Origin of the sequence: Pseudomonas sp. TWR1-1-3 (assembly GCF_049896805.1) — a bacterium.
In the GTDB taxonomy this organism is placed as follows: Bacteria; Pseudomonadota; Gammaproteobacteria; order Pseudomonadales; family Pseudomonadaceae; genus Aquipseudomonas; species Aquipseudomonas bubulae.
In genome coordinates this window covers 1,088,794-1,111,239 of sequence record NZ_JAFCUZ010000001.1, presented here as the reverse complement: position 1 = coordinate 1,111,239, position 22,446 = coordinate 1,088,794, and the positions used below count along the sequence as shown (strand labels likewise).

24 protein-coding genes are annotated in these 22,446 nt (G+C 58.2%); 12 read left to right on the top strand and 12 right to left on the bottom strand.

All coding sequences use genetic code 11. The features are described from left to right. Nucleotides 1–37 precede the first annotated feature (37 nt). Together ACP7BE_RS04885 and ACP7BE_RS04880 are read right to left on the bottom strand one after the other, a co-directional pair. A complete protein-coding gene (locus ACP7BE_RS04885) occupies nt 38–976 on the bottom strand; it encodes a LysR family transcriptional regulator (protein WP_095000111.1) in 939 nt (312 codons plus the stop codon). Nucleotides 977–1,028: 52 nt separating this feature from the next. After that, nucleotides 1,029–2,447, bottom strand: coding sequence for an FAD-binding oxidoreductase (locus ACP7BE_RS04880; RefSeq protein ID WP_095018507.1), 1,419 nt, complete (start codon nt 2,445–2,447; stop codon nt 1,029–1,031). A 146-nt stretch (nt 2,448–2,593) separates the two neighbouring features. Between ACP7BE_RS04880 and ACP7BE_RS04875 the strand changes: the two genes are divergently transcribed. The 10 genes from ACP7BE_RS04875 to ACP7BE_RS04830 all read left to right on the top strand — a co-directional run bounded on the left by ACP7BE_RS04875 (nt 2,594) and on the right by ACP7BE_RS04830 (nt 12,046). Then, nucleotides 2,594–3,241 carry a class I SAM-dependent methyltransferase gene (locus tag ACP7BE_RS04875; protein WP_095023346.1) on the top strand — a complete coding sequence of 216 codons (648 nt, stop codon included), beginning with the start codon at nt 2,594–2,596 and terminating at the stop codon, nt 3,239–3,241. Beyond that, nucleotides 3,241–3,636, top strand: coding sequence for a GFA family protein (locus tag ACP7BE_RS04870; protein ID WP_095024628.1), 396 nt, complete (start codon nt 3,241–3,243; stop codon nt 3,634–3,636). Before ACP7BE_RS04875 ends, ACP7BE_RS04870 begins: the two co-directional genes overlap by 1 nt. A gap of 45 nt (nt 3,637–3,681) precedes the next feature. After that, complete coding sequence (locus ACP7BE_RS04865) at nt 3,682–4,167, top strand: DUF2867 domain-containing protein (RefSeq protein ID WP_095000115.1); 486 nt, start codon at nt 3,682–3,684, stop codon at nt 4,165–4,167. Nucleotides 4,168–4,171: 4 nt separating this feature from the next. Continuing rightward, nucleotides 4,172–4,609: a GNAT family N-acetyltransferase gene (locus ACP7BE_RS04860; protein ID WP_426104959.1), complete on the top strand. Its 438-nt coding sequence runs from the start codon at nt 4,172–4,174 to the stop codon at nt 4,607–4,609. Between the two features lie 11 nt (nt 4,610–4,620). After that, nucleotides 4,621–5,115: a GNAT family N-acetyltransferase gene (locus ACP7BE_RS04855; RefSeq protein WP_176464276.1), complete on the top strand. Its 495-nt coding sequence runs from the start codon at nt 4,621–4,623 to the stop codon at nt 5,113–5,115. A gap of 105 nt (nt 5,116–5,220) precedes the next feature. After that, nucleotides 5,221–5,649 (top strand): LexA family protein, encoded by a 429-nt coding sequence (locus ACP7BE_RS04850; protein ID WP_095000117.1) that lies wholly within the window; start codon nt 5,221–5,223, stop codon nt 5,647–5,649. Then, nucleotides 5,639–6,919, top strand: a complete 1,281-nt coding sequence (umuC, locus tag ACP7BE_RS04845) for a translesion error-prone DNA polymerase V subunit UmuC (protein ID WP_150628859.1) — start codon at nt 5,639–5,641, stop codon at nt 6,917–6,919. Before ACP7BE_RS04850 ends, umuC begins: the two co-directional genes overlap by 11 nt. Nucleotides 6,920–7,316: 397 nt before the next feature. Then, nucleotides 7,317–8,444, top strand: a complete 1,128-nt coding sequence (locus ACP7BE_RS04840) for an efflux RND transporter periplasmic adaptor subunit (RefSeq protein ID WP_095026208.1) — start codon at nt 7,317–7,319, stop codon at nt 8,442–8,444. Between the two features lie 58 nt (nt 8,445–8,502). Beyond that, the gene (locus tag ACP7BE_RS04835; protein ID WP_275672079.1) at nt 8,503–10,545 is read left to right on the top strand and encodes a MacB family efflux pump subunit; all 2,043 of its coding nucleotides are present in this window, start codon (nt 8,503–8,505) and stop codon (nt 10,543–10,545) included. A 31-nt stretch (nt 10,546–10,576) separates the two neighbouring features. Next, nucleotides 10,577–12,046, top strand: a complete 1,470-nt coding sequence (locus ACP7BE_RS04830; RefSeq protein ID WP_150628858.1) for an efflux transporter outer membrane subunit — start codon at nt 10,577–10,579, stop codon at nt 12,044–12,046. 144 nt (nt 12,047–12,190) lie between these two features. Here the strand turns inward: ACP7BE_RS04830 and ACP7BE_RS04825 are convergent, their stop codons facing one another. From ACP7BE_RS04825 to ACP7BE_RS04810, 4 genes are read right to left on the bottom strand one after another with little or no spacing between them, the layout of a single operon-like run. Continuing rightward, entirely contained in the window at nt 12,191–13,405 is a 1,215-nt protein-coding gene (locus tag ACP7BE_RS04825; protein ID WP_146540910.1) for a pyridoxal phosphate-dependent aminotransferase, read from the bottom strand. Next, nucleotides 13,402–14,040 carry an RraA family protein gene (locus tag ACP7BE_RS04820; RefSeq protein ID WP_150628857.1) on the bottom strand — a complete coding sequence of 213 codons (639 nt, stop codon included), beginning with the start codon at nt 14,038–14,040 and terminating at the stop codon, nt 13,402–13,404. Before ACP7BE_RS04820 ends, ACP7BE_RS04825 begins: the two co-directional genes overlap by 4 nt. After that, nucleotides 14,040–14,702: an RraA family protein gene (locus ACP7BE_RS04815; RefSeq protein WP_150628856.1), complete on the bottom strand. Its 663-nt coding sequence runs from the start codon at nt 14,700–14,702 to the stop codon at nt 14,040–14,042. Before ACP7BE_RS04815 ends, ACP7BE_RS04820 begins: the two co-directional genes overlap by 1 nt. Next, nucleotides 14,702–15,382 carry an RraA family protein gene (locus ACP7BE_RS04810; protein ID WP_150628855.1) on the bottom strand — a complete coding sequence of 227 codons (681 nt, stop codon included), beginning with the start codon at nt 15,380–15,382 and terminating at the stop codon, nt 14,702–14,704. Before ACP7BE_RS04810 ends, ACP7BE_RS04815 begins: the two co-directional genes overlap by 1 nt. Before the next feature lie 105 nt (nt 15,383–15,487). On the opposite strand from ACP7BE_RS04810, the gene ACP7BE_RS04805 reads away from it, so the two are divergent. Further along, entirely contained in the window at nt 15,488–16,381 is an 894-nt protein-coding gene (locus tag ACP7BE_RS04805; RefSeq protein WP_095018516.1) for a LysR family transcriptional regulator, read from the top strand. A gap of 108 nt (nt 16,382–16,489) precedes the next feature. Further along, the gene (locus tag ACP7BE_RS04800; protein WP_240055604.1) at nt 16,490–17,305 is read left to right on the top strand and encodes an alpha/beta fold hydrolase; all 816 of its coding nucleotides are present in this window, start codon (nt 16,490–16,492) and stop codon (nt 17,303–17,305) included. On the opposite strand, the gene glcF is transcribed toward ACP7BE_RS04800, so the two are convergent. From glcF to ACP7BE_RS04770, 6 genes are all read right to left on the bottom strand, one after another. Beyond that, a complete protein-coding gene (glcF, locus tag ACP7BE_RS04795; protein WP_426104953.1) occupies nt 17,302–18,519 on the bottom strand; it encodes a glycolate oxidase subunit GlcF in 1,218 nt (405 codons plus the stop codon). The two genes, ACP7BE_RS04800 and glcF, sit on opposite strands and share 4 nt — an antisense overlap. 3 nt (nt 18,520–18,522) lie before the next feature. Further along, entirely contained in the window at nt 18,523–19,584 is a 1,062-nt protein-coding gene (glcE, locus tag ACP7BE_RS04790; protein WP_150628853.1) for a glycolate oxidase subunit GlcE, read from the bottom strand. Next, nucleotides 19,584–21,083: a glycolate oxidase subunit GlcD gene (glcD, locus tag ACP7BE_RS04785; protein ID WP_095026212.1), complete on the bottom strand. Its 1,500-nt coding sequence runs from the start codon at nt 21,081–21,083 to the stop codon at nt 19,584–19,586. Before glcD ends, glcE begins: the two co-directional genes overlap by 1 nt. A gap of 181 nt (nt 21,084–21,264) precedes the next feature. Then, a complete protein-coding gene (locus tag ACP7BE_RS04780; protein WP_095000130.1) occupies nt 21,265–21,810 on the bottom strand; it encodes a DUF4410 domain-containing protein in 546 nt (181 codons plus the stop codon). A 90-nt stretch (nt 21,811–21,900) separates the two neighbouring features. Then, the gene (locus ACP7BE_RS04775) at nt 21,901–22,110 is read right to left on the bottom strand and encodes a hypothetical protein (protein ID WP_095000131.1); all 210 of its coding nucleotides are present in this window, start codon (nt 22,108–22,110) and stop codon (nt 21,901–21,903) included. A 33-nt stretch (nt 22,111–22,143) separates the two neighbouring features. Further along, nucleotides 22,144–22,311 (bottom strand): hypothetical protein, encoded by a 168-nt coding sequence (locus tag ACP7BE_RS04770; RefSeq protein WP_165446467.1) that lies wholly within the window; start codon nt 22,309–22,311, stop codon nt 22,144–22,146. Nucleotides 22,312–22,446 lie beyond the last annotated feature (135 nt).

Genomic DNA, 22,446 nt, shown 5'->3' with positions numbered 1-22,446 from the left:
TTTTTTGTTGTTGTAGGGGCAGGTGTGCAATCACCGATCAGCGCGCACGGCCTCCCGGCCATTCGCCGCACGCGCACATGGCGTGCACGACTTCGCGGATCAACTCACTGATCAGGGTTTTAAGATGGCTGGCGGGCATCGAAGCGCAACTGCAGATACCCAGGGTTCGGGTCAAGCCGTCAGCGGCAATGCGGTGGGCCACCAGCCGACCGTCATCGATTTCACGCACGGCCAGGTTCAACGGCATGATGGTGTGACCGATACCGGCCTCGACCGCGCTTTTGAGGATATGCACGGAGTTGACCTCCATGACGATTTCGCCCACGGCCAGCCCGTGCTGTTTTACCGCGTGCTCGACCAGCGTGCGGGTGCAGTGACCGTGGGCCTGACTGGGAAATACCAGCGGCCGGGCCAGCGCCTGCGCCAGGCAAACCTCACCGGCAGCGGGGGCGTCGGCGGCATCGGCACGGTGGATCAGGTAAAAATCTTCTTCGATCAATGCGCTGAACAACACTTGCGGGGGCAGGTCGATGGCGCTGAACAGGGCCAGGTCAATGCGCCCGTGCAGTAACTGGTCCATGACGTTGCCGGTCAGCTCTTCGTTGAGATGGAATGCCACCTGCGGGTAACGGGCGGCCACGGCGCGCATCAGCGGCATGGCAAGGAGGGTGGCGACGCTTTGCGGCAGCGCCACGATAATCGAGCCGCTGACCGAGTCGGGGCTGCTGCTGACGGCAGCCCGGGCATCGCTCAGATGCTTGAGCATGCCCTGGGCGTATTCGTAGAAGACCTTGCCGGCCTCGCTGGCGACTACGCCGTTGTGGCTGCGATGGAACAGCTGAACCCCCAGATCGTCCTCCAGCGCCGACATTTGCTTGCTCAAGGCCGATTGCGCCACATGCACCTGGCGGGCGGCTTTGGACAGGCTGCCGCAATCGATCACGGCGACAAAATATTTGATCTGGCGGATTTCCATTGCGGTGCTTCCTGCAGGACTCGGATATGCGGGCCGGTGATGGTACCGCGGGTCAGCCTGCAGAGCGCCCTCGAGGGAATATCTTGCCGGGGTTCATCAGCTGTTTCGGGTCGAGCGCCGCCTTGATCGACTGCATGACGTCCACGGCGTTTTGCCCGTGTTCAACGGCCATGAAGTGCTGTTTGGTCAAGCCGATGCCGTGCTCGCCGGTGCAACTGCCCTGCAGGGCAATGGCCCGCTCGGCCAGGCGATGGGCCACGCCTTCGGCGCGTTCGATTTCGTCGGGGTTGTGCGGGTCGACCAGGATCACGGCATGGAAGTTACCATCGCCCACATGACCGAAAATCGGTGCGAGAAAGCCGTTTTGCGCAAGGTCCGCTGCCGTCGCTTCAATGCACTCGGCCAGTCGTGAAATCGGTACCACGGCATCGGTGGTCAGGGCGCGGCAACCGGGGCGCAGGGCGAGGGCGGCGAAGTAGCCGTCATGCCGGGCCTGCCACAGACGGCTGCGATCCTCCGGATGCACGGCCCACTCGAAGTCCATGCCCTGATGTTCATCGGCAACCATGCGCACGGTCTCGATCTGTTCTTTCACGCCGGCTTCAGAGCCATGCAGTTCAAAGAGCAGCGACGGCGCCTCGCGCAACTGCGTGCTGCTGTAGGCGTTGAGGGCGCGCATGGTCAAGGCATCGAGCAGTTCAATGCGGGCGACCGGCACACCGAGCTGGATGATCTGGATCACGGCGCGTACGGCCAGATCCACGCTGGGAAAGCGGCACACGGCAGCTGAAATGGCTTCAGGAATCGGGTGCAACTTGACGGTCAGTTCGGCGATGGTCGCCAGCGTCCCGCCCGAGCCGACCAGTAAATGGGTCAAGTCATAGCCGGCGGAAGACTTGCGCGCCCGCCCGCCGGTGTTGATCACCCGGCCGTCGGCCAACACTGCCGTCATGGCCAGCACGTTTTCGCGCATGGTGCCGTAGCGCACGGCGTTGGTCCCGGAAGCACGGGTCGCCGCCATGCCGCCCAGTGACGCATCGGCCCCGGGGTCGATAGGGAAAAACAGCCCGGTGCCGTGCAACGCTGCATTCAACTGTTTGCGGGTCACCCCCGGTTGTACAGTGGCGTCCATATCGTCAACGCGAATGGCAAGCACCTGGTTCATGCCCGAGACATCAATGCTGACGCCACCGTGGGAGGCTTGCAGCCAGCCTTCCAGCGAGGTGCCGCTGCCATAGGCGATCATCGGCGTATCGTGGCGATAACAGGCGCTGCTGATACTGACGATATCCTCAAGGCTGTTGGCATAGGCCACGGCATCCGGCGGCATGGGGTCTAGTGCGGAAATATCGCTGCCGTGGTGCTCGCGCACGCTGGCCGAGGTGGAGAAGCGGGTGCCGAGCAATTGGCCCAGCTCCTCGCGCAAGGATTCGGCCAGGGGCGGGTGTTCGCAGGCAGCAGGATGGGTCATCAGACAATCTCCGGTTGTTGTGCACCGCGTAAAACGGGCGGCATTATCAGGGAGTTATGACTTATCTTAGGCAGCCTTGGGTACACACTCGTAGTGCTGAATTCAGATGGATCCATCTGTTTTTGAGATGGCCTGTGACAGACGTAATGATCAAGAAGGAACTTGAGTTGAGTGACTGGGAAGCCTATTACCAGGCAAGTGAACAGCGCGGGCAATCGCCCTTGCTGAGTAGGGCCTTGAACCTGATCAGCGCGAATGAGGGTTCACGTCAGGCCGTGGACCTGGGTTGTGGGGCCGGAATGGAAACCCGGCAATTGCTGGCCGCAGGCTGGGACGTACTGGCCATTGACCGCGAAGCCGGCGCCATTGCGCGAACATCTGCATTGTCACAAGGTGTCAGCGGTGGGCGGCTGGCGACCCTGGCCTGCGATTTTGAACAGCTGACGCAGTTACCTGCATCCAGATTGATCCATGCCGGTCTCGCCTTGCCGTTCTGTCGGCCAGAATATTTTGAGACCCTTTGGCGGCTTGTTACTGCGGCGCTTGAACCGGGTGGTGTATTTGTCGGCCATCTGTTTGGCGAACGGCACGGCTGGGCGGCACTTGCCCATATGACCTTTCAGACCGAAGCGCAGGCGCGCTTGCTGTGCGGTAATCTTGAGCTGCATCTGTTGCGCGAATTCGAGCAACCGGGTGCCAGTTTGCAGGGGGACATCGCCTGGCACCGCTTCGATATCATTGCCAGCAAGCCGCAAGGCGACGATAAATACCGTACTGAACAAAGGAGCCTGTGATGAAGGGAAGTTGCGCCTGCGGTGCCGTTGGCTATGAAATTGATCGTATCGACCTGCCTGTAAGCCATTGTCATTGCCAGTCGTGCCGCAAAACCCATGCTGCTGCGTTTGTCACCACGGCCGGTGTTTTGCGTGAGCACTTCCATTGGACGAGGGGGCAGGAAAAGCTCAGCAACTACGAGTCTTCCCCCGGCAAGCTGCGGCGCTTTTGCTCGCTGTGCGGTTGTCACCTTGTGGCTGAACGTGACACAGCCGCGGCTGTGATTGTTCGTGTTGCGACCCTGGAAGAGGACCCGGGCGATCGCCCGCAATACCATATCTGGGCTGAGCATGATGTCCCATGGCTTGAACATGAAGACCTTGCGGTCTACCCGCAATGGCAGCCGGGGCGCTAGGGCTTCAGTGGCATTATTTAACTTTTATCAGGGAGATAACCGTTAGTGACCCGTGCATCTGTGCATACCCTGCGTCCGCTGCCCGAGCTTGATTACCATGACAGCAGATCGGTGCTGCTGCCTGTGCAGATCACGGCGCTGCAAGCCTGGAACCTGATGACGGCCGGGCAGGGGCCGCTGATGCGCCTGGCGTTTCGAACCCGAGACGGGATTTCTTCGTTATTTGGCGTAAAGCGCATTGGCGGTTTCTCCGGTACCCGGCGCGAGGCCGTGCAGGCAGGTGACTATCTGGATTTCTTTCTGGTAGAGCACAGCGCCCCCGAGGTATTGGTGCTGACCGAGCGTGACCGGCATCTGGATGTGATGACCTGTGTGTCGATGGCTGATCGGGTACTGACAATCACCTCCTCTGTGGTCACCCATAACACCTTTGGCCGTCTGTATATGCTGCCGGTGGGGCCGGCGCACAAACTTATTGTCAACAGCTACCTCAAGCGCCTGAAGCGCAAGCTGCAAGGGATGGAGCCCTGAATTTATGAACATAGCCATAAGACTTGCCAATCAGGCAGATATCCCGACAATTTTTGTCATCCGTACCCGCGTCAGGGAGAACCCTCTTTCTCACCAACAGTTAACTGAAATGGGCATTACCCCTGACGTCATAGGCCAGGCGATGGAAGCCGCTCCCTGTATCTGGGTGGCCGAGGTCGAGGGTGTTACGGTGGGGTTTGCCATGGCCGATGCCGAGGATGGCTGTGTCTTTGCCGCATTTGTCCTGGCCGAATTCGAGGGGCTCGGGCTGGGTCGCAGACTGATGGCGAAGGCCGAGGCGTTTCTGTTTCAGCATCACCCCACGATTTGGCTGGAGACCGCTGAAAACAGCCGTGCCAGCGGTTTTTATCGGCACCTTGGCTGGCAGGCGGTGGCGAATTTGCCTGAAGGTGATGTTCGTTTTGAAAAATCACGGACGTAGCAGGGAAGGGTATGCACATTCGATTGACGCAAGCCAGTGACTGGATGCTGTTGAAGCAGGTTCGCCTGGCAGCGCTTCTGGATGCCCCGACGGCATTTGGCGTGAGCTATCAAACGGCGGCCAGTTACACCGACGAGCAGTGGCAAGAGCGCGCTGATTCAGGGGCGGGGACGCAATTCTGGCTGGCCATCGAGGACAGCAAGGCGGTGGGCATGATCGGTGCCGGGGTGAGCGAAAACCGGCGCTATAACTTGATCGGCATGTGGGTCGAGCCCGGCGTGCGCGGCGCCGATGTGGCCGCCCGGCTGGTTGGCGCAGTCAAGGCCCGGGCGCTGCAGGGCGGGCATGAGTACGTTTATCTCGAGGTAGCCCCGGACAACGCAAGAGCTGCCAGCTTCTACCTGAAGCAAGGGTTCAGGTTCAGGGATGAATGGGAACCCTTGGCAAGTCATCCCTCTATCAGGTTGCAGACGATGTGCTGGGTTGTGACTCCAGACAGCCCCTGAAATCGGCTACACACTCCTCTCGTCGAAATATCTGTCAGAAAAATTGACCAGAATGATCCTACGCAGTTTACTGTATGTTCATACAGTTATCGTAAGGCGTGCGTCATGAGCTTCACTTCCCTGGGTCCCATTGCTGAAGATGGCGTTCGCCTGCCACTTTGCTCCTTCAAAGTCCCCGCCGGGTTTCCGTCACCGGCGGCGGATCATATCGAGAAGGAAATTTCCCTCGATGAACTGCTCGGTATCCGTGCGCCCCATGTGTATCTGGTGCGCATCGACGGCGACAGCATGCAGGGTGTGGGGATTTTTTCCGGGGATCTGGCGGTGGTGGACCGTGCTATCGAGCCCGGGCATGGCCATGTGGTGGTGGCGCTGCTCAATAACGAGCCGATATGCAAACGCCTGTGCCTGCGTGGCAAGAGCGTTGTGCTGCAATCCGAAAACCCGAAGTATCCGGACCGGTATGTACTCGAAGGTGATGAACTGACAGTCTGGGGCGTGATTACCTATACCGTGCGCAGCCATGGCCACTAAGCCTGCGCCGGTTTTTGCCCTGATCGATTGCAACAGTTTTTACGCCAGCTGTGAGCGTGTGTTCAGGCCCGACCTGGCCAAGGTGCCCATTGTGGTGCTGAGCAACAACGACGGCTGCGTGATCGCCCGCAGTTATGACGCCAAGCCTCACGTGAAAATGGGCGAGCCGTATTTCCAGATCAAGGATCGGCTCGAGCAACTGGGGATTGTGGCGTTTTCGTCCAACTATGCGTTGTATGGCGACATGAGCGAGCGTGTCATGAGCCTGATCGAGGCGATGTTGCCGGCTGTCGAGGTCTACAGCATCGACGAGTCCTTTGCCGACCTGAGCGGTATCGTTGACGCCACCGCCATGGGCCGTCAGTTGCGCAGTCGCATCCTGCAATGCACGGGCATTCCGGTGGGGGTCGGTATCGCGCATACCAAGACCCTGGCCAAGCTGGCGAATCACACCGCCAAGCGCTTGCAGGCCCACACGGGGGGCGTGGTGAACCTGTGTGGCGACCATGAACGTGACTGGGTACTGCGCAATACCGCGGTGTCGGAGGTCTGGGGCGTTGGCCGACGCATGACCGCGCATCTTGAAGCTATGGGGATTCGCACAGCGATGGACCTGGCCAAAGCGGACCCGTGGTCGCTGCGCAAAAAATTCAGCGTGGTGATCGAAAAAACGGCCCGTGAATTGAACGGTACATCCTGCCTGGCCCTGGACGAGCCCGATCCGCCCAAGCAGGAGATCTGCTGCAGCCGCATGTTTGGCAAGCGCCTGACCGAGCTGGCACCGATCAAGGAGGCCGTAGCCACCTATATGATGCGTGCCTCGGAAAAGCTCAGGGCACAAAAGTCGTACTGCCAAAAAGTCCGGGTCAGCATTCGTACCGGCATGTTCAACCCGGACGAGGCGAAGTACGCCAAGGGCGTGGTGGTGACCTTGCCCTATCCTACCGATGATGTGCGGTTACTCACCAGAGCAGCGGTGGATGCTCTGGAGCATGTGTTTCAGCCCGGTTTCAGATACAGCAAGGCCGAAGTGTTGTTGCTCGACCTGCGCCAGCCGGGGGAGTTTTCCGACGATCTGTTTGCCGTCAATCAACCGGCAGAAGCTTCACGGGTGATGGCGGTACTGGATGCCATCAATGGCCGCTGGGGCAGGGGCACGTTACGGGCCGCCAGCGTGCCGGGCAAACCCGACTGGGGGATGCGCCGGGAGATGATGAGCCAGAGCTATACGACGCGGGTGGATCAGCTTTGGCAGGTTTCGTGCCGATAAATACGGCCGTTGATTGTGCAGAACTGTGGGCAATGAACTGTACGCGCAAAGTGGAGATCCGGTGTGTGAAGTTCAAACATATGGCCTGCTCAGAACACTGGGCTGTCGTGTGCTGCTGGTTTGCTTGTTGAAGACTCAAGAAAAATCAAGGTAGGAAAACCCTGAATTAATAGTGGGGTTATTCTTGCGCTTGCTCCTGGCAGTTGAATGTTAGTACTGATGCTGTACTAATGGTGTTGCCCTGTTATACCCATTGCCGAACAGGCACTGGTTTTAATTGCAAGAGTGGCGGGCTATCAAGAAAAGTCAAAAAAGCAGATGCAGGTACGTGCCTGCTATCAGGCAAGGTCAGGATTAAAGATGATAAACACAGTTGCATTGTATTGGTTGCTCACTTATGCGATTTAAATGGATTGTTTTTGTTGTCGGGCTGGTCGCATTATCTTCTTTTGCATTTTATGGATTGTTTGATCGATCTGATGAAGTGAGCCATATCGTTGCGCCAGTAACGAAAATCGACATGGAAAGTCTGGTTTTGGCAACAGGCCCGATAGTCGCAACGGGCTTGGTCGATGTCGGAGCACAGGTTAATGGTCAAGTTAAAACAATCCATGTGCGACTGGGTGACAAGGTCAAAAAAGGCCAGGTATTAGTGGAGATTGATCCGGAGCTTCAGGAAAATGCCTTGAGCAAGGCGAAAGCCAGCCGCGATCTTGTACTGGCACAGCAAAAGGCCAAGGAAAAAGCGCGCCAGCGCGCAGAGAGGGTATTTACCCGCCAGCAAGCGCTGTATCAGGCAGATGCCAGCGCAAAAAGAGACCTTGAGCAAGCCGAGGTGGAGCTGGAAAATGCCCGGGCTGAAGTCTTCGTTCTAAAAAGCCAGATTCATTTGGCTCAAATCGAGATGGATAGCGCAGTGGCTAATCTCGGGTATACGAAAATCAAGGCGCCTGCCGATGGCGAAATCATCGCTATTGTGACTAAAGAGGGCCAGACAATTGTGTCCGCCCAGACATCACCGACCATTCTGATTATGGGCAATATGGACAGGATGACAGTCAAGGCCAGAATATCCGAGTCAGATATTGTACGAGTGCAGGAGGGGCAAAAGGTTGTTTTTACCGTGACCGGTGCACCGGAGCTGTCTTTCGAATCGAACATTCTTGCCGTTGAACTTCTGCCGGAGTCCGTCGTTACTGACAGCAAAGAACTCTCAAAGCCCAATGCAACGTCCAATGTTCCTGTTTACTACAATGCTACGTTTGAAGTTGATAACCCTGATCGTCTGCTCAAGCCTTTGATGACAGCCAACGTTAAAATCACTCAGGAAAGCGTTGGTCAGGTGATGGCAATTCCTTTGGCCGCTCTCGGAAAAAAGCAGTCTGCGGGCAATCTTTATGAAGTGCGTATATTGACGGAGCAGAAAGAAGTGATTGCAAGGTCCATTGCGATCGGTCTGCGAAACAATACGCATGTGCAAGTTAAGTCGGGGCTTGAGCTAGGCGACAATGTCATTATCGAATAGGCGTTGATTGACGTTGTGCTGTGGGAGTCATTGTTAATATTTATTTGTCGGGTAGTGTATGGAATGTCTCAGGAAAATAAAGTTTCGAACTCGGCCCACGAAGGATGCCGTAAAGCCTGGCAACCTGCCAGAGGAAAACCTGAGCTTATCCGCGCCATTAATCCAATTGATAAATGTCAGCAGGAGCTATTTCAATGGTCATTCATCTACAGAGGCTTTACGAGACGTCAACCTGAATATCCGTGCAGGTGAGATGGTTGCAATTGTCGGGACATCGGGCTCGGGAAAGTCGACCCTTCTCAATATTCTGGGGTGCCTTGTCCCGCCTTCGCAAGGGCAATACATCCTGCACGGGCGGAGTGTGACCCGTCTGACGAATAATGAGTTGGCAGATTTGCGCAGGGGCACTTTCGGATTCGTATTCCAGCGCTACCATTTGCTGGGCCACCTGAATGCTGAAGAAAACGTTTTGTCTCCAGGCCTTTATGTCGAAGGGGAGAAGAAAACACTGCGTGCACGCGCACAAATGCTGTTGAGCAGTCTTGGGTTGAGCGACCGCTTGCACTTCTTTCCGGGACAGTTGTCAGGTGGGCAGCAACAGCGTGTCAGCATTGCGCGTGCACTGATGAATGGCGGCGACATCATATTGGCCGATGAGCCGACCGGTGCGCTGGATACCAAGAGCGGTGAGGAGGTGATGGCCGCCTTATGTGAACTGAATGCAAAAGGGCATACCGTCATTATTGTTACGCACAATAATGACATCGCTTCATATGCGCAGCGGCTGATTCATATTCAGGATGGCTGCATCTCTTCGGATACAGGCAATCACCCTGCCTCGTCAACGGCAGGGCCGCGAGGGGGCCCCGGGTTGAAACCTGCACAGGGCTCCTCGATAAACATGCTGTCAGGCTGGGTGGAGGCAATTAAAATTGCTTTTTCGTGGCTGGTCAGAAAGCCCTTGCATGCGGGATTGACGGTACTGGGAATCGTCATCGGCATTGCTGCGGTTTCATCGGTTATTGCCCTGGGTGAGGGGGCGCGCGACCGCATAGTTCAAGAGATCAGCGCCATGGGTGCTGACACCATCGATATTTACTCCGGGAAGGACTGGGGTGATATCTACAAGGGTTCAAACAAAGCGCTGAGTGAATCTGATGTGGACTATCTGCGATCACTTCCCTACGTTGACAGCATCTCCCCGGTCTCTTCTGCGACAGCCACCATTACATCAAAAAACGCCAACCTTTCAGCTCAGGTATTGGGTGTCGGTGAAGCGTTTGCCAGGGTGAGAGGCGAGGTATTTGCGCAAGGTACTTTTTTTTCCAGTGATGATGTTAAACGGCAGGCGCAAGTTGCAGTCATTGATGAAAATATGCGCAAAAGACTTTTCCCGAGCTGGGAGGACCCGATTGGAAAAGTCATATTGGTAGGCCCGATGCCGGCAATCGTCATAGCGGTTATCAAGAATACACCGTCTTCATTTGGTGAGGCGCCTGTTCTGCAGATGTATATGCCTTATACCACGTTGATGTCACGTATTTCGGGCCAGTCATTTCTTGAGAGCATTGTAGTGCGCGTGGCTGACGGGATTTCAAACGAACTGGCCGAAAGTAATATCAATCGTCTTTTGGAACTCAAACGCGGCAGCAAAGACTTTTTCACAAGTTCTGCAGACTCAATACTCCGGTCGGTGACCAGTGCTACCAGAGTCTTGAACGTGCTGAGCATATCGGTCGCATCGATTTCTCTCCTGGTTGGAGGAATTGGCTTGATGAATATGATGCTTTACTCAGTAGCAGAGCGAACCTATGAAGTAGGCGTTCGTATGGCGTTCGGTGCCCGGCGACGAGATATCATGCAGCAGTTTCTCAGCGAATCCTGTTTGCTGTGCATATTTGGCGGTGGTTTTGGGTTTTTGCTGGCCCTGCTTGCCGGGGAAATTTTAGGCGGATTACAAACTGATTTTCCGCTTAAATTTTCTTATTGGTCGTTCATGGTAGCGTTTGCAAGTTCTACCGTTATTGGTCTTGTATTTGGTTATATACCTGCTCGAAATGCCGCCAGGCTGGATCCTGTCGAGGCTTTGTCCCGGGCGTAAGTCAATGGGTTTGCCATCGTAATCATTCAACATGAAGTCGATGCCTTGCTGGACCCAGTCAACACTGCGCTCCAATGTTCTTGAGAATATCATTGTGATGACTAGATATTACCCTGCTCTGTTTTTTAGCGTGATGCTGTTGGCAGGTTGTAGCACTCATCTGCCCGATGTGAACGCTGTCAAATCACAACTGGCGCTGCCTACAAAATGGCGTAATGCATTACCTGAGGGTAAAGATATAAAGCAGACACAGCATTGGTGGCGCTCATTTCAGGACCCTGACCTGGACGCTCTGGTGGAACGTGTACTGCGCAATAATAATAACCTGGCAGCGGCTGCATACAGGGTCAAAAAGGCAGAGGCACAAGCGGGTATTGTCAGGACGAATTTAACACCAGGTGTATCAAGTGGATTCAAACTGAGCAGTAGCAAGGAACTGAACAGAGGAAGTTCGGAACAAAAGGCTTTTACCAGCACATTCTCCTTGAGCTACGAGCTGGATTTATGGGGGCGTCTTGCAAAGGCTCGCGATATCTCGGCCTGGGAAGCCATGGCGACCCGGGAGGATCGTGAGCACATCGCGATGCAACTGATCGGTACAACAATGGAGCTGTACTGGCGATTAGCGTTTTTGAATGAAAGCATTGAAATTAACGACACCAGCATTGCCAGCGCCCGTTCAATCCTTGAGCTGGCACGCCTGGGTGAATCCGTTGGGCAGGAGGGGCGTCTTCAGTCGATTCAGGCAGAGCAACAGTTAAGTGTACTGCTGGCCGATAAAACAGGGCGGCTTCAACAGCGTGAAGAAAGCCGCAATGCCTTGTTGGTTTTATTGGCGTCGCCTATGGGGTGGGATGACACGATCAAGATTCGTCCAGTTCCGACTCAACCGTCTAGAGCGCTACGGTCGGAGATACCTGCCCACATTCTGAGCCAGCGACCCGACATGAGGGCTGCTGAACTCAGGTTGCGCGCTCATTTCAGCAATATTGAGATCCAGCAAAGAAACCTCTATCCGGCAGTGAATCTTACGGCAGGTATCACTGGAGGAGGGACACGCGAACTGTCAAATATTCTGCGCAATCCGGTGGGTTTTTTTACGGCAGATTTACTGCTTCCGTTTTTTGAGTTCAATAAAGGCAAGTTGCAAGTTGAAATCGCCGAAGCAACGTACCAGGAGAGTATCGAGTTATACAAAAAGCAGTTGCTTGATGCACTGCAGGATGTTGAGAACGCACTGTCGGCCTATAAACAGCTCACCGATGAGGGGCTCTACCTGGCCCGTGCCCATGAATCTTCATCCCGGGCAGAGCGCATTGCTGAAATACGCTATCGCCTTGGGCAGTCGAATATAAAAGAATGGCTGGATCAACAGGATGCGAAGCGCAGTATCGAACTGCGACTGGGTAAGAGTCGCACTGATCGGTTGATTGCCATGGTCAAATTTCATCAGTCTATCGGTGGCGGCTGCGGTGATGGATGCGCTGATGCCTTGCCATGAAAGGTACCTGGTCAGGTGCTTCAGGTTTATTTGCCGGCTGTGTGTTTTTAGTGCTCGCAGGCCTGGTTGATGTGTGAGTTTCAACTCAAGCCATGCGTTTAATGGAATTTAATGTTTTCCGGGGCCGGCCAATCCTGCTGCACGTCAACGCACAGCCATGCAAAACCTCCTGATCGCCTCGCAGGCCCGGCGCAACACGGCGTCATCCAGGGCATAGGCAATACGGATATAGGGCCCCAGGCCAAAGGCGCTGCCATGCACCACGGCTACACCGGCTTCGTCGAGCAGGGCCAGGGCCACGTCTTCATCGGTGGACAGCACCCTGCCTGCGGGCGAGGTGCGGCCGATCAGTCCGGCGCAGCAGGCGAACGCGTAGAAGGCGCCTGCCGGGCTGGTGCATTCAAGGCCCGGTATGCTGTTGAGCTGGTCGACCATCAGGTCGCGGCGCTTCTGGAACGCGATACGGCTGCTGTGGATAAAGTCCTTGGGGCCTTCCAGAGCGGCGAGAGCGGCCTGCTGCGAGATTGAGCCGGCTCCCGAAGTCTGCTGGCCTTGCAATGTTTCCATGGCTTGCAACAGCCAGCGCGGGCCTGTGGCAAAACCGATACGCCAGCCGGTCATGGCGTAGGCCTTGGACACGCCGTTCATGGTCAGGGTGCGCGCTGCCAGGCGTGGTTCAACCTGGGCCAGGGTATGGAACAGCTGATCATCGAAGATCAGGTGTTCGTAGATATCATCCGCCAGGATCAATACATGAGGATGGGCCAGCAGCACATCGGCCAGTGCCGCCAGCTCGTCGCGGCTGTACACCGCCCCCGTCGGGTTGGAGGGCGAGTTGAGGATCAGCCAGCGCGTTTGCGGGGTGATTGCCGCTGCCAGTGCCGCTGCGGTCAGCTTGAAACCGGACGCTGCGTGGCAGGTCACGAAGCAGCTTTGTGCGCCGCATAACTGAACCATCTCGGGATAACTGACCCAGTAAGGCGCCGGGATGATGACCTGATCTCCCTCATTGAGGGTCGCGGCCAGGGCATTGTAGATCACCTGTTTGCCACCGTTGCAGACCAGGGTGTCCTGCCAGCCGACATCCAGGCCGTTTTCACCACGGAATTTGGCCGCCACCGCTTCTCGCAGTGAACGTGCGCCAGCGACCTGGGTGTAGCGGGTGTGGCCCTGGCCTATGGCGCGGATTGCAGCGTCGCGCACAGGCTCGGGCGTATCGAAGTCCGGTTCGCCAGCGCACAGTGAAATGATCGTGGCGCCTTGGGCGCGGCGCTCTGCAACACGGTCGATGATCCGATAGGTGGCCGAGGGCAGGGCGCTTGCCAGGTGCCGGTTGAGCCGCTGGATATCGCTGCTCATGGGCGGTGTCTCCAGTGAGTCAGGTTCATCAGTTCGAGCGTGGAGCGGCCTTCAGTCAGTGCCTGCATCATATGGGCTTCCTTGTCGGCACGGGATTCGCCTTCGGCGAAGGTACGTGCGGCGTGTGCCTTGGGGATGATGATCACACCATCATCGTCAGCCACCAGCAGATCCCCCGGCGCCACCTCTGCGCCGTTGAAATTGAAAGCCTGACCGACCGAGGTGGCGCTGGCCTTGACGGTGCCTCTGACCGAGATGCCGCGGGCAAATACCGGAAACCGGCGCGCCTTCAAGGCCGCGATATCACGTACCCCGCCGTCGATGACCAGGCCGACCACACCGGCTGCCTGTGCCGCAACGGTAAGGACTTCGCCCCAGTAACCGGCAATAAAATTACCGGTACCCACTACCAGCACACTGCCGCGGGGCACTTGTTCAAGGGCCAGGTGCAGGGCCAGGTTATCGCCAGGAGCGCATTGCAGCGGGTACGCCGGCGCGGCGATAAAGGCGTCATCCCAGATCGGGCGGATGCCGCTATCCACGGCACAGGCCAGGTGTGATGCCTCATACAGGGTCGAACTGCCGAGGATTCTGGCCCGTTCGTGGTAGTTCAGGGGCAGGGCGAGTGTGCTCATCAGGCTTTCCTCTGCAGGCTGTGGTAGCCCAGTGCAGCGCGGGCGCTTGCAAGGGTCTGGCCTTGAGTGATCAAGGTACGGATTTGCGCTTCGACGGTTTCAATCTGCCGCGCACAGGCGGCCACTTGTGCGGCATGGGCGCGGGGTACGATCACTACGCCATTGGCGTCGGCCACCACGATGTCACGGGCACAGACGCGGGCGGTGCCAATGGAAACGGGCTGGTTGATCGACTGCACCTGGACACGGTCCTTGCCGGTGCGCATAAAGCGGCCCTTGCTGAAGATCGGATAACCGTCTCCCAGCGCCTTGTTCACGTCACGGCAAACACCGTCGATAACCGTGGCAGCGATGTTTCGGCTGCCGGCGTACTGGGTCATGATGTCGCCCCATACGGTGCAGTCGGTGCGCCCGGCATTGTCGATCACCACTACGTCACCGGGCAGAACTTGCTCGATAAAGTCGCCCACGGTCCCGGCAGGCACACTGGCCGGGACGTACTGCACCGTGAATGCCGGCCCGACAATAACCGTGCTGTAGTTGCCCAGCGGCATCACGCCCAGGCATTGGCCGGGCAGGCCGAGCTTGTCCAGGGCATCGGAAACCCCCGGGGTGTCCAGGCCCTCAAACAGGGCGACCAGTGCTTGATCTTCAGGGTTCATCAGGCGTGCTCCGTGCGGATGGCTTCAAACTGGCTGTCATGCATGACTACGGCTACGGAGCGACCGCTGCGTACTGCGTCGAGCATGACTTGCTGACGCCGGGCGATACGTTCGCCAAGATCGACGACCTGAGCGATATGGGCCTGGGGCACAAACACCGTGCCGCAGTTGTCGGCGATCACATAGTCGTCTTCGCTGACATTGACCCCGGCGACTTCGATGGTCACGGCGGCCGCTATCTGCATCACGCGATTGCGCGCACTGATCATGGTGACGCCACGGCCGTAAACCGGATAACCGATTGCCGCACTGCCATCAATATCGCGGCTGCAACCGTCAATGATGGTGCCTCGCACCTGTTTGGCGAGCGCCGCATTGGCAAGGATATCGCCCCAGCAAGAGATGCCCTCGATACCGCCGGCGATCACCAGCACCCGATCATTCGTGTTGATGTGTTCGACCACCGGGGTGATCAGGTGGGCGCTGGGCACCGTGTCGGTCTTTGCGGCCAACAGTACGGTACTGGCACGGCCAACGATCGGCGGGCAGTTCCACAGCGGCCGCAGCCCCACAGTGGCCCCTGCCAGACCAAGAAAATCCAGCGCATCGGACACGGTATTACTGTCCAGTGCCGCCAGACGCTGGAGTACAGTCCTGTCGGTCGTGCTTTTGAGCGTCATCGCGCAGCCTCAGTGGTGGTGTAGGTGCTCAGTGTCGGCGAGGCTGTTTGATAGGTATATTCCTGTTCACGTAAGCTTTGGATACGTTAAACCTATGGAAAAACCATGATCAATTTCCGTCTGATCCGTCACCTCTGGCTCTTTCTGGCCGTCGCCGAAGAGCAGAACTTCGGCCGCGCCGCCAAGCGCCTAGGCATGTCCCAGCCGCCGCTGAGCGAGCAGATCCAGGTGCTGGAGCAAGCGCTCAAGGTCAAACTGTTCGAGCGCTCGCGGCGCGGTGCCAAGCTGACGCCGGTGGGGGCGGCAATTCTGCCGGCCGTACGCAAGTTCGCCGAGCAGTTGGAGCGTCTGGAGCTGGCCGTGGATGAAGCGCTGGCGGGGCAGTCGGGGATGCTGACCATTGGCGCAATTTCCACGGCCATGTTTGATGTACTGCCGGGCCTGATCGAGCGGTTGAAGGAGGATTACCCGCACTTGACCGTCTCGGTGCGGGAAATTGACAGCGTCGAAGCGGTGCCGGCGCTGGAGGCGGGGGATATTGATCTGGCGTTTGCCCGTCTGGACGGTGATCTGGGGGACTCAATCCAGTCACTGCCGCTGCTGGAGGACCGCCTGATGCTGGCCCTGCCCAGTGATCACCCGCTGGCAGCGCGCACGCGCATCAGCCTGGCCAGCCTGTCCAATGAGCCTCTGGTGATGTTTTCGCGCAAGGTCAGCCCGGTGTATTTCGACAATCTGATTGCCACCTGCCGGGCTAGCGGCTTTTCCCCGCGGGTGTTGCACGAAGTGCGTTCCGTGGCCTCACAAATCGCCTTTGTCAGCTATGGCCAGGGTATTGCGCTGGTGCCTGCGTCCCTGAAAAAGCTGGCTCCCGCCAATGTGGTATTCCGTGCACTGAGCGAAAAGCTCAACGTGGTGACCACTGCCGTGGCGTGGAATGCCAATCGGTCGAACCCGCTGATAGAGGCGATCATTGCTCGTTTAAGCGCCAAGGCATGATGTTTTTGATAGGTTTGGCCTATGTAAACCTTCTGGCCTTAGGCATTTACACCAGGGCCGATGTGCCTGACATTGGTCCGCCGCCTTAACGCTTCAGGAGTCATGCCCGTGCCCGTACCCGCAACCTTTGCCCATACCCAAGTGCCGCTGGAGGTAGAGGGTGTGCACTTGACTATTGCCGCTCTTCACCGAGAAGGGGAACTGGCACCGATTGTCTTTCTGCATGGCTTCGGTTCGAGCAAGGAAGACTATGCCGATATCGCGCTGCGTGCGGAGTTCGCCGGGCATGCCTTTCTGGCCTACGATGCGCCGGGGTGTGGTGACAGCGGGTGCAGTGATCTTGCCCGGGTTTCCATCCCTTTTTTGCAGCAAACGGCGCTGCAAGTGCTCGAGCATTTCGGCATCGAACGCTTCCATCTGGTGGGCCATTCCATGGGCGGGTTGACCGCCCTGATGCTGGCCCATCAGTTCCCGCAGCGGGTACTCAGTTTTGTCGATATCGAAGGCAATATTGCCCCCGAGGACTGCTTTCTCAGCCGTCAGATCATCGACTGCCCGAGTGATGATCCTGAGCTGTTTTTTACGGCCTTTATCGAGCGTGCCCGCCATGCCCCGGCCTATGCCAGTGCCCTGTATGCCGCGAACCTGAGGCACAAGGTGCGTGTGCAAGCGGTGCGGGGGATTTTCGAGTCGATGGTCGAGCTGTCCGATAACGCCAACCTGATGGGCAAGTTTCTCGGCTTGCCGTGCCCGAAGATGTTTATGTTTGGCGACCAGAACGCGTCACTGTCCTACCTGCCGCATATCGCGGCTCACGGCGTACGCCTGGGGCAGATCCCGGCTTGCGGCCACTTCCCGATGTATTCCAACCCGATTGCGATGTGGCAGCACATGGCGGATTTTTATGGGGCAATTTCAGGCTAGGGCAACGCCGCCTCCACCAGCTCGATCCAGTGCCGCACCGGGGTTCTGCCTGCACTGTCGAGGTGTGCCTGGCAGCCGATATTGGCCGTGACAATAACCTCGGGGTGCGCGCTTTCCAGTGCGTTGAGTTTGTTGTCGCGCAGTTGCCGGGACAGTTCGGGCTGGGTCAGCGAATAAGTGCCTGCCGAGCCGCAGCACAAGTGGCTGTCGGGCACCGCGGTCAGGTTGAACCCCAACCGGGTGAGAATGCCTTCAACCGCGCCGCCGAGTTTTTGCCCGTGCTGCAAGGTGCAGGGGCAGTGGAACGCCAGCCGTTGATTGCTGTGCACACCGAGGGTGTGCAGTGGCTCGTCGCGCAGCACTTCAACCAGATCCCTGGCCAGCGCACTGACCTTGGCAGCTTTTTCGGCATAGGCCGGGTCGTTGCCGAGCAGGTGGCCGTACTCCTTGATAAAGGCACCGCAGCCGCTGGCGGTTTGCACGATTGCTTCGGCCCCTTGTTCAATCCCCGGCCACCAGGCATCGATATTGCGCCGGGCGCGATCAAGTCCTGCGGCCTGGGCGTCCAGATGGTAGTCCACTGCACCGCAGCAAGCGGCTTCTCGGGCAGGAATCACGCTGATGCCCAATCGGTCCAGCACTCGGGTCGCTGCTGCGTTGGTGTTGGGTGACAAGCTCGGTTGCACGCAGCCTTCGAGCAGCAGGACTTGCCGGGCATGGCGGGTGGTCGGTCGCAGCCCGGGCGCGGGGACCTGGCCTGGCAGTTTGTCTTGCAGGCCTGCGGGCAGCCAGGGGCGCAAGATCTGACCACTGCGCAGTAGCCACCTGAACCGACCCGCATTGGGTATGACGCTGCGCAGCCTTTGACGCAGCAAGCGTTGCCCGAGCGATCTGGGTACCTGGGCGTCAACCATTGCCCGGCCAATGTCCAGCAGGTTGTGGTAGTCGACGCCCGAGGGGCAGGTGGTTTCGCAATTGCGGCAAGACAGGCAACGGTCCAGATGCTGTCGGGTTTTCTGCGTCACCTGATTGCCTTCCAGTACCTGTTTGATCAAGTAAATACGCCCCCTCGGGCCGTCCAGTTCATCTCCGAGCAACTGATAGGTCGGACAGGTGGCGTTACAGAAACCACAGTGCACGCAACTGCGCAGGATGCGTTCAGCTTCCCCGGCGCGGGGCAATTGGCGGGCCTGTTCGCTCAACGTGGTCTGCATGGTTCAAAGCTCCGCGTACAGGCGCCCGGGGTTGAAAATACCCTGCGGGTCGAGTTGTTGTTTGAGGCTACGCTGGTAGCGCATCAGAGCCTCCGGCAACGGCTGGAACGGGCTGTCGACAAGACCGTGGCTGTAGCAGGTGGCATGGCCGCCGACCTCGGTTACAACCGTGCGGATAAAGCTCGCCTCAGCATCCGACTTGAGCCAGCGCTGGGCACCGCCCCAATCGATCAACTGCTCACCGGGCAGCTCAAGTTCCGGGGTGTTGTTGGGCAAGGACAGGCGCCAGAGGGGCTGGCCCTCATCGAAGAAGCTCAATTGGTGTTCGTTGAGCCGTGTCCAGAACGAAGCGTCCAGGCGCTCGCCGCCCAGGCGTTCGTGAGCCGCCATCACCGAGCCTTCGCCACCCTCCAGGCGCAGGTGCAGGCGCTGGCCATCGTGGCAGGCAGCGCTGATCGGCAGCGGTTGCCGGCCCCATTCGGCGAGGCGCAGCAGGGCTCGCGCCGTGTCCAGTTCCAGGCTGATACTCAGGGATTGCCGCGGCTTGGGCAGCACCTTGAGTGACACTTCGGTGATGACTCCCAGTGCGCCGTAGCTGCCGGCCATCAATCGGGACAGGTCATAGCCAGCGACGTTTTTCATGACTTCGCCGCCAAAACGCAAATGCTTGCCGTGCCCGGTGATCACCCGGGTGCCGAGGACAAAGTCCCTGAGCGAACCTGACCAGGGCCGGCGCGGCCCCGACAGGCCGCTGGCAACCATGCCACCGACCGTGGCGGCACCGAAAGAGGGCGGTTCGCAGGCCAGCATTTGCCCGGCTTTATCCAGCACCTGCGCCAGCTCCATCAGAGGCGTACCGCAGCGTGCGGTGATCACCAGCTCGGTGGGGTCATAGCTGACAATGCCCCGATGGCCGCGGGTGTCGAGCACTTCACCGGGCACACTGCGGCCAAGGAAGGCTTTGCTGTTGGCGCCCTGGATACGTAGCGGGGTGGCGTATTGCAGCGCCTGACTGACCTGCTCCAGCAACAGGGCGCTGGTATCGACATTGTCTGCACTGCGCATCAGAACCGCTCCAGTTCGGGGAAGGGCAGTTGCCCCATATGCACGTGCATGGCGCCCAACTCGGCGCAGCGATGCAGGGTGGGGATGTTCTTGCCGGGGTTGAGCAAGCCGCCGGGGTCGAAGGCGGCCTTGACGGCATGAAACAGGGTCAGTTCATCGCTGTTGAACTGCGCGCACATCTGATTGATCTTCTCGCGGCCTACGCCGTGTTCGCCGGTAATGCTGCCACCGACCTTGACGCAGAGCTCAAGGATCTGGCCGCCCAGGGCTTCGGCGCGCTCAAGTTCCCCGGGCTGATTGGCATCGAACAGAATAAGCGGGTGCATATTGCCGTCACCGGCATGAAACACATTGGCCACTCTCAGGTTGTAGTGGGTCGATAATCCGGCAATGGCCTGCAGTACACCGGGCAACTCACGGCGCGGAATGGTGCCGTCCATGCAGTAGTAATCCGGCGCAAGGCGACCTACGGCGGGAAAAGCGTTCTTGCGCCCGGCCCAGAAGCGCACCCGCTCAGCTTCGTCCCTGGCCTGGCGCACGGAGCTGGCGCCAGCCCGTTCAAGCACCTGGCGCACGCGCGCGCAATCGTCATGTACATCGGCTTCGACGCCGTCGAGTTCGCACAACAAGATGGCGTGGGCCTCGACCGGGTAACCAGCATGAATAAAATCTTCGGCGGCGCGGATGGCCAGGTTGTCCATCATCTCCAGCCCTGCGGGTATGATGCCGGCGGCGATGATGTCAGCCACGGCGCGACCGGCTTTTTCAACCGAGTCGAAGGCTGCCAGCAACACTTTGGCGGTTTGCGGTTTGGGCAACAGTTTGACCGTGACCTCGGTAATGACCCCGAGCATGCCTTCGGAACCGGTAAACAGTGCCAACAGATCGAAACCGGGGGAGTCGAGGGCATCCGCCCCCAGGGTCAGGTGCTCGCCGTCAACGGTCAGTATTTCGATCTTTAGCAGGTTGTGCACGGTCAAACCGTACTTGAGGCAATGCACGCCACCGGCGTTTTCAGCGACGTTGCCACCGATCGAGCAGGCAATCTGCGAGGACGGATCCGGCGCGTAGTACAGGTCATACGGCGCCGCTGCCTGGGAAATGGCCAGGTTGCGCACACCGGGCTGAACCCGTGCAGTGCGGGCGTCGGGGTCGATATGAAGGATAGAGTTGAAGCGCGCCATTACCAGCAGCACGCCTTTTTCCAGGGGCAATGCCCCTGCGGACAAGCCGGTACCGGCCCCGCGTGCGACCACCGGCACGCGCAACTCATGGCAGATGCGCAACACGCCCTGTACCTCGTCCAGTTGGCGTGGCAGCACTACCAGCAGGGGCGTGGTGCGATAGGCGCTAAGCCCGTCGCATTCGTAGGGCTTGAGTTCTTCACGCTGATGCAGGACTTCAAGGTTTGGCAAGCGTGTGCGCAAGGTGCGCAGTAATACGGCTTTATCGACGTCCGGCAGGACGCCGTCGACGCGTTCATCGTAGAGAATGTTCATGGCGGCTCACGACACTCGATTGTTCTTATTGGAGGTCTGTTCCGTATGCAGCCTAGTCGCAAAGTGCGCCCTATATCACTTGCAGGGTGATATCGGTAGCGCCGGTGTTGAAACCGGGGGTGATAAAAAGCGCTGTGCTACTGGCCCTTGAGGTATAAGGGCCCGCTTGCGGGGCAAAAGGTCAATAGGCCTTGGCGCTTTTGATATCGGCAATGATTTGCCGGGCGATGGCTTCGACCTGCTCCTGGGTCATGGCCGACATGACGCCTTCCCAGGCCGATGATGACGTATCGTAGGTCCGGGTCCCCAGCAACTGGCCGGTCTTCAGGTCGGTGAAGTCTGCACTTGAGTTGACCCAGGCATTCCCCACCATGATGCCTGCGCCATACCGTGCACCCGGCGTGATGTAGCGGAAGTTGCTTACATTGATCTTGATGCCCACACCGTCTTTTCCATCAAGGCTGAGCAGTTGGGACTCAGCAAGGCGGTAGCCCTCTGCAGAGGCTTCGGCATGCAAGGCCTCCTTCCATTCTTGCTTCAGCAGGGGCCAGTCCTCGTTCTGTTGAACCTTGCTGTTGCCTTCAAAGTTGACGCGCAGGTTTTGCTTGGCCGTTGCCTGGATCGGCAGCATGGGGCTGCCACCGCTTTTAACCGAGGCCGCGCAGCCGCTCAACAGTGAAATGGCCACGGCACAGTACAGCGCAGACGAGAGTTTGGAAGCGTTCATTGAATGTCCATATTCTGGGGATGAACGCTATCTATACCGCAACGCCTCAGATTTTTCACCGGGGTTAATGGCTCTTAGCCAGTATCGGCATCAGTGAAGCGTCGCCGCCCGGCCGATTTCGCCAATCCGGATCCGGTCCAGCGCCCGATTTAGAGCATCAAGCGCGTCGATCAGGGCCTTGGCCTCGGCTTCGCGGCCATCACCCCACAGGCGTTCGGCCATTTTGTTGAGGGCCTGGATCGATTGTTCTATGCCAGCTGCCGTAGCTGCCGGGTTTTCTGCGGTTTGCTTCTTGGACATGTCAAAAATTGCGCCATAAGTAATGGCTGCATACTAGCGCCGGATGCGGTTTTTTTGCCAACTGGCATCGCTGTGGAAGGTGCCTGTATCGCCACGCAGCACATAAAGGGTGGCCCTGTAGGCCGATGTCACCCGTGTGCATTGCAGGCCGCGAATCTTGTGGTACGCCCAGGCCCAGCCGTGGTTGGTTTTACTGCTCATCGGTGTGCCTGCGTTTTCATCATCTAGATCCTGAACGACATGAACCTGATTGGACTCGATTTCGCTCAGTAGTTCCCTGGCAATGACGGCGCAAACAAAATGATTTACATGAACAATCATATGCAAGTTATTGAT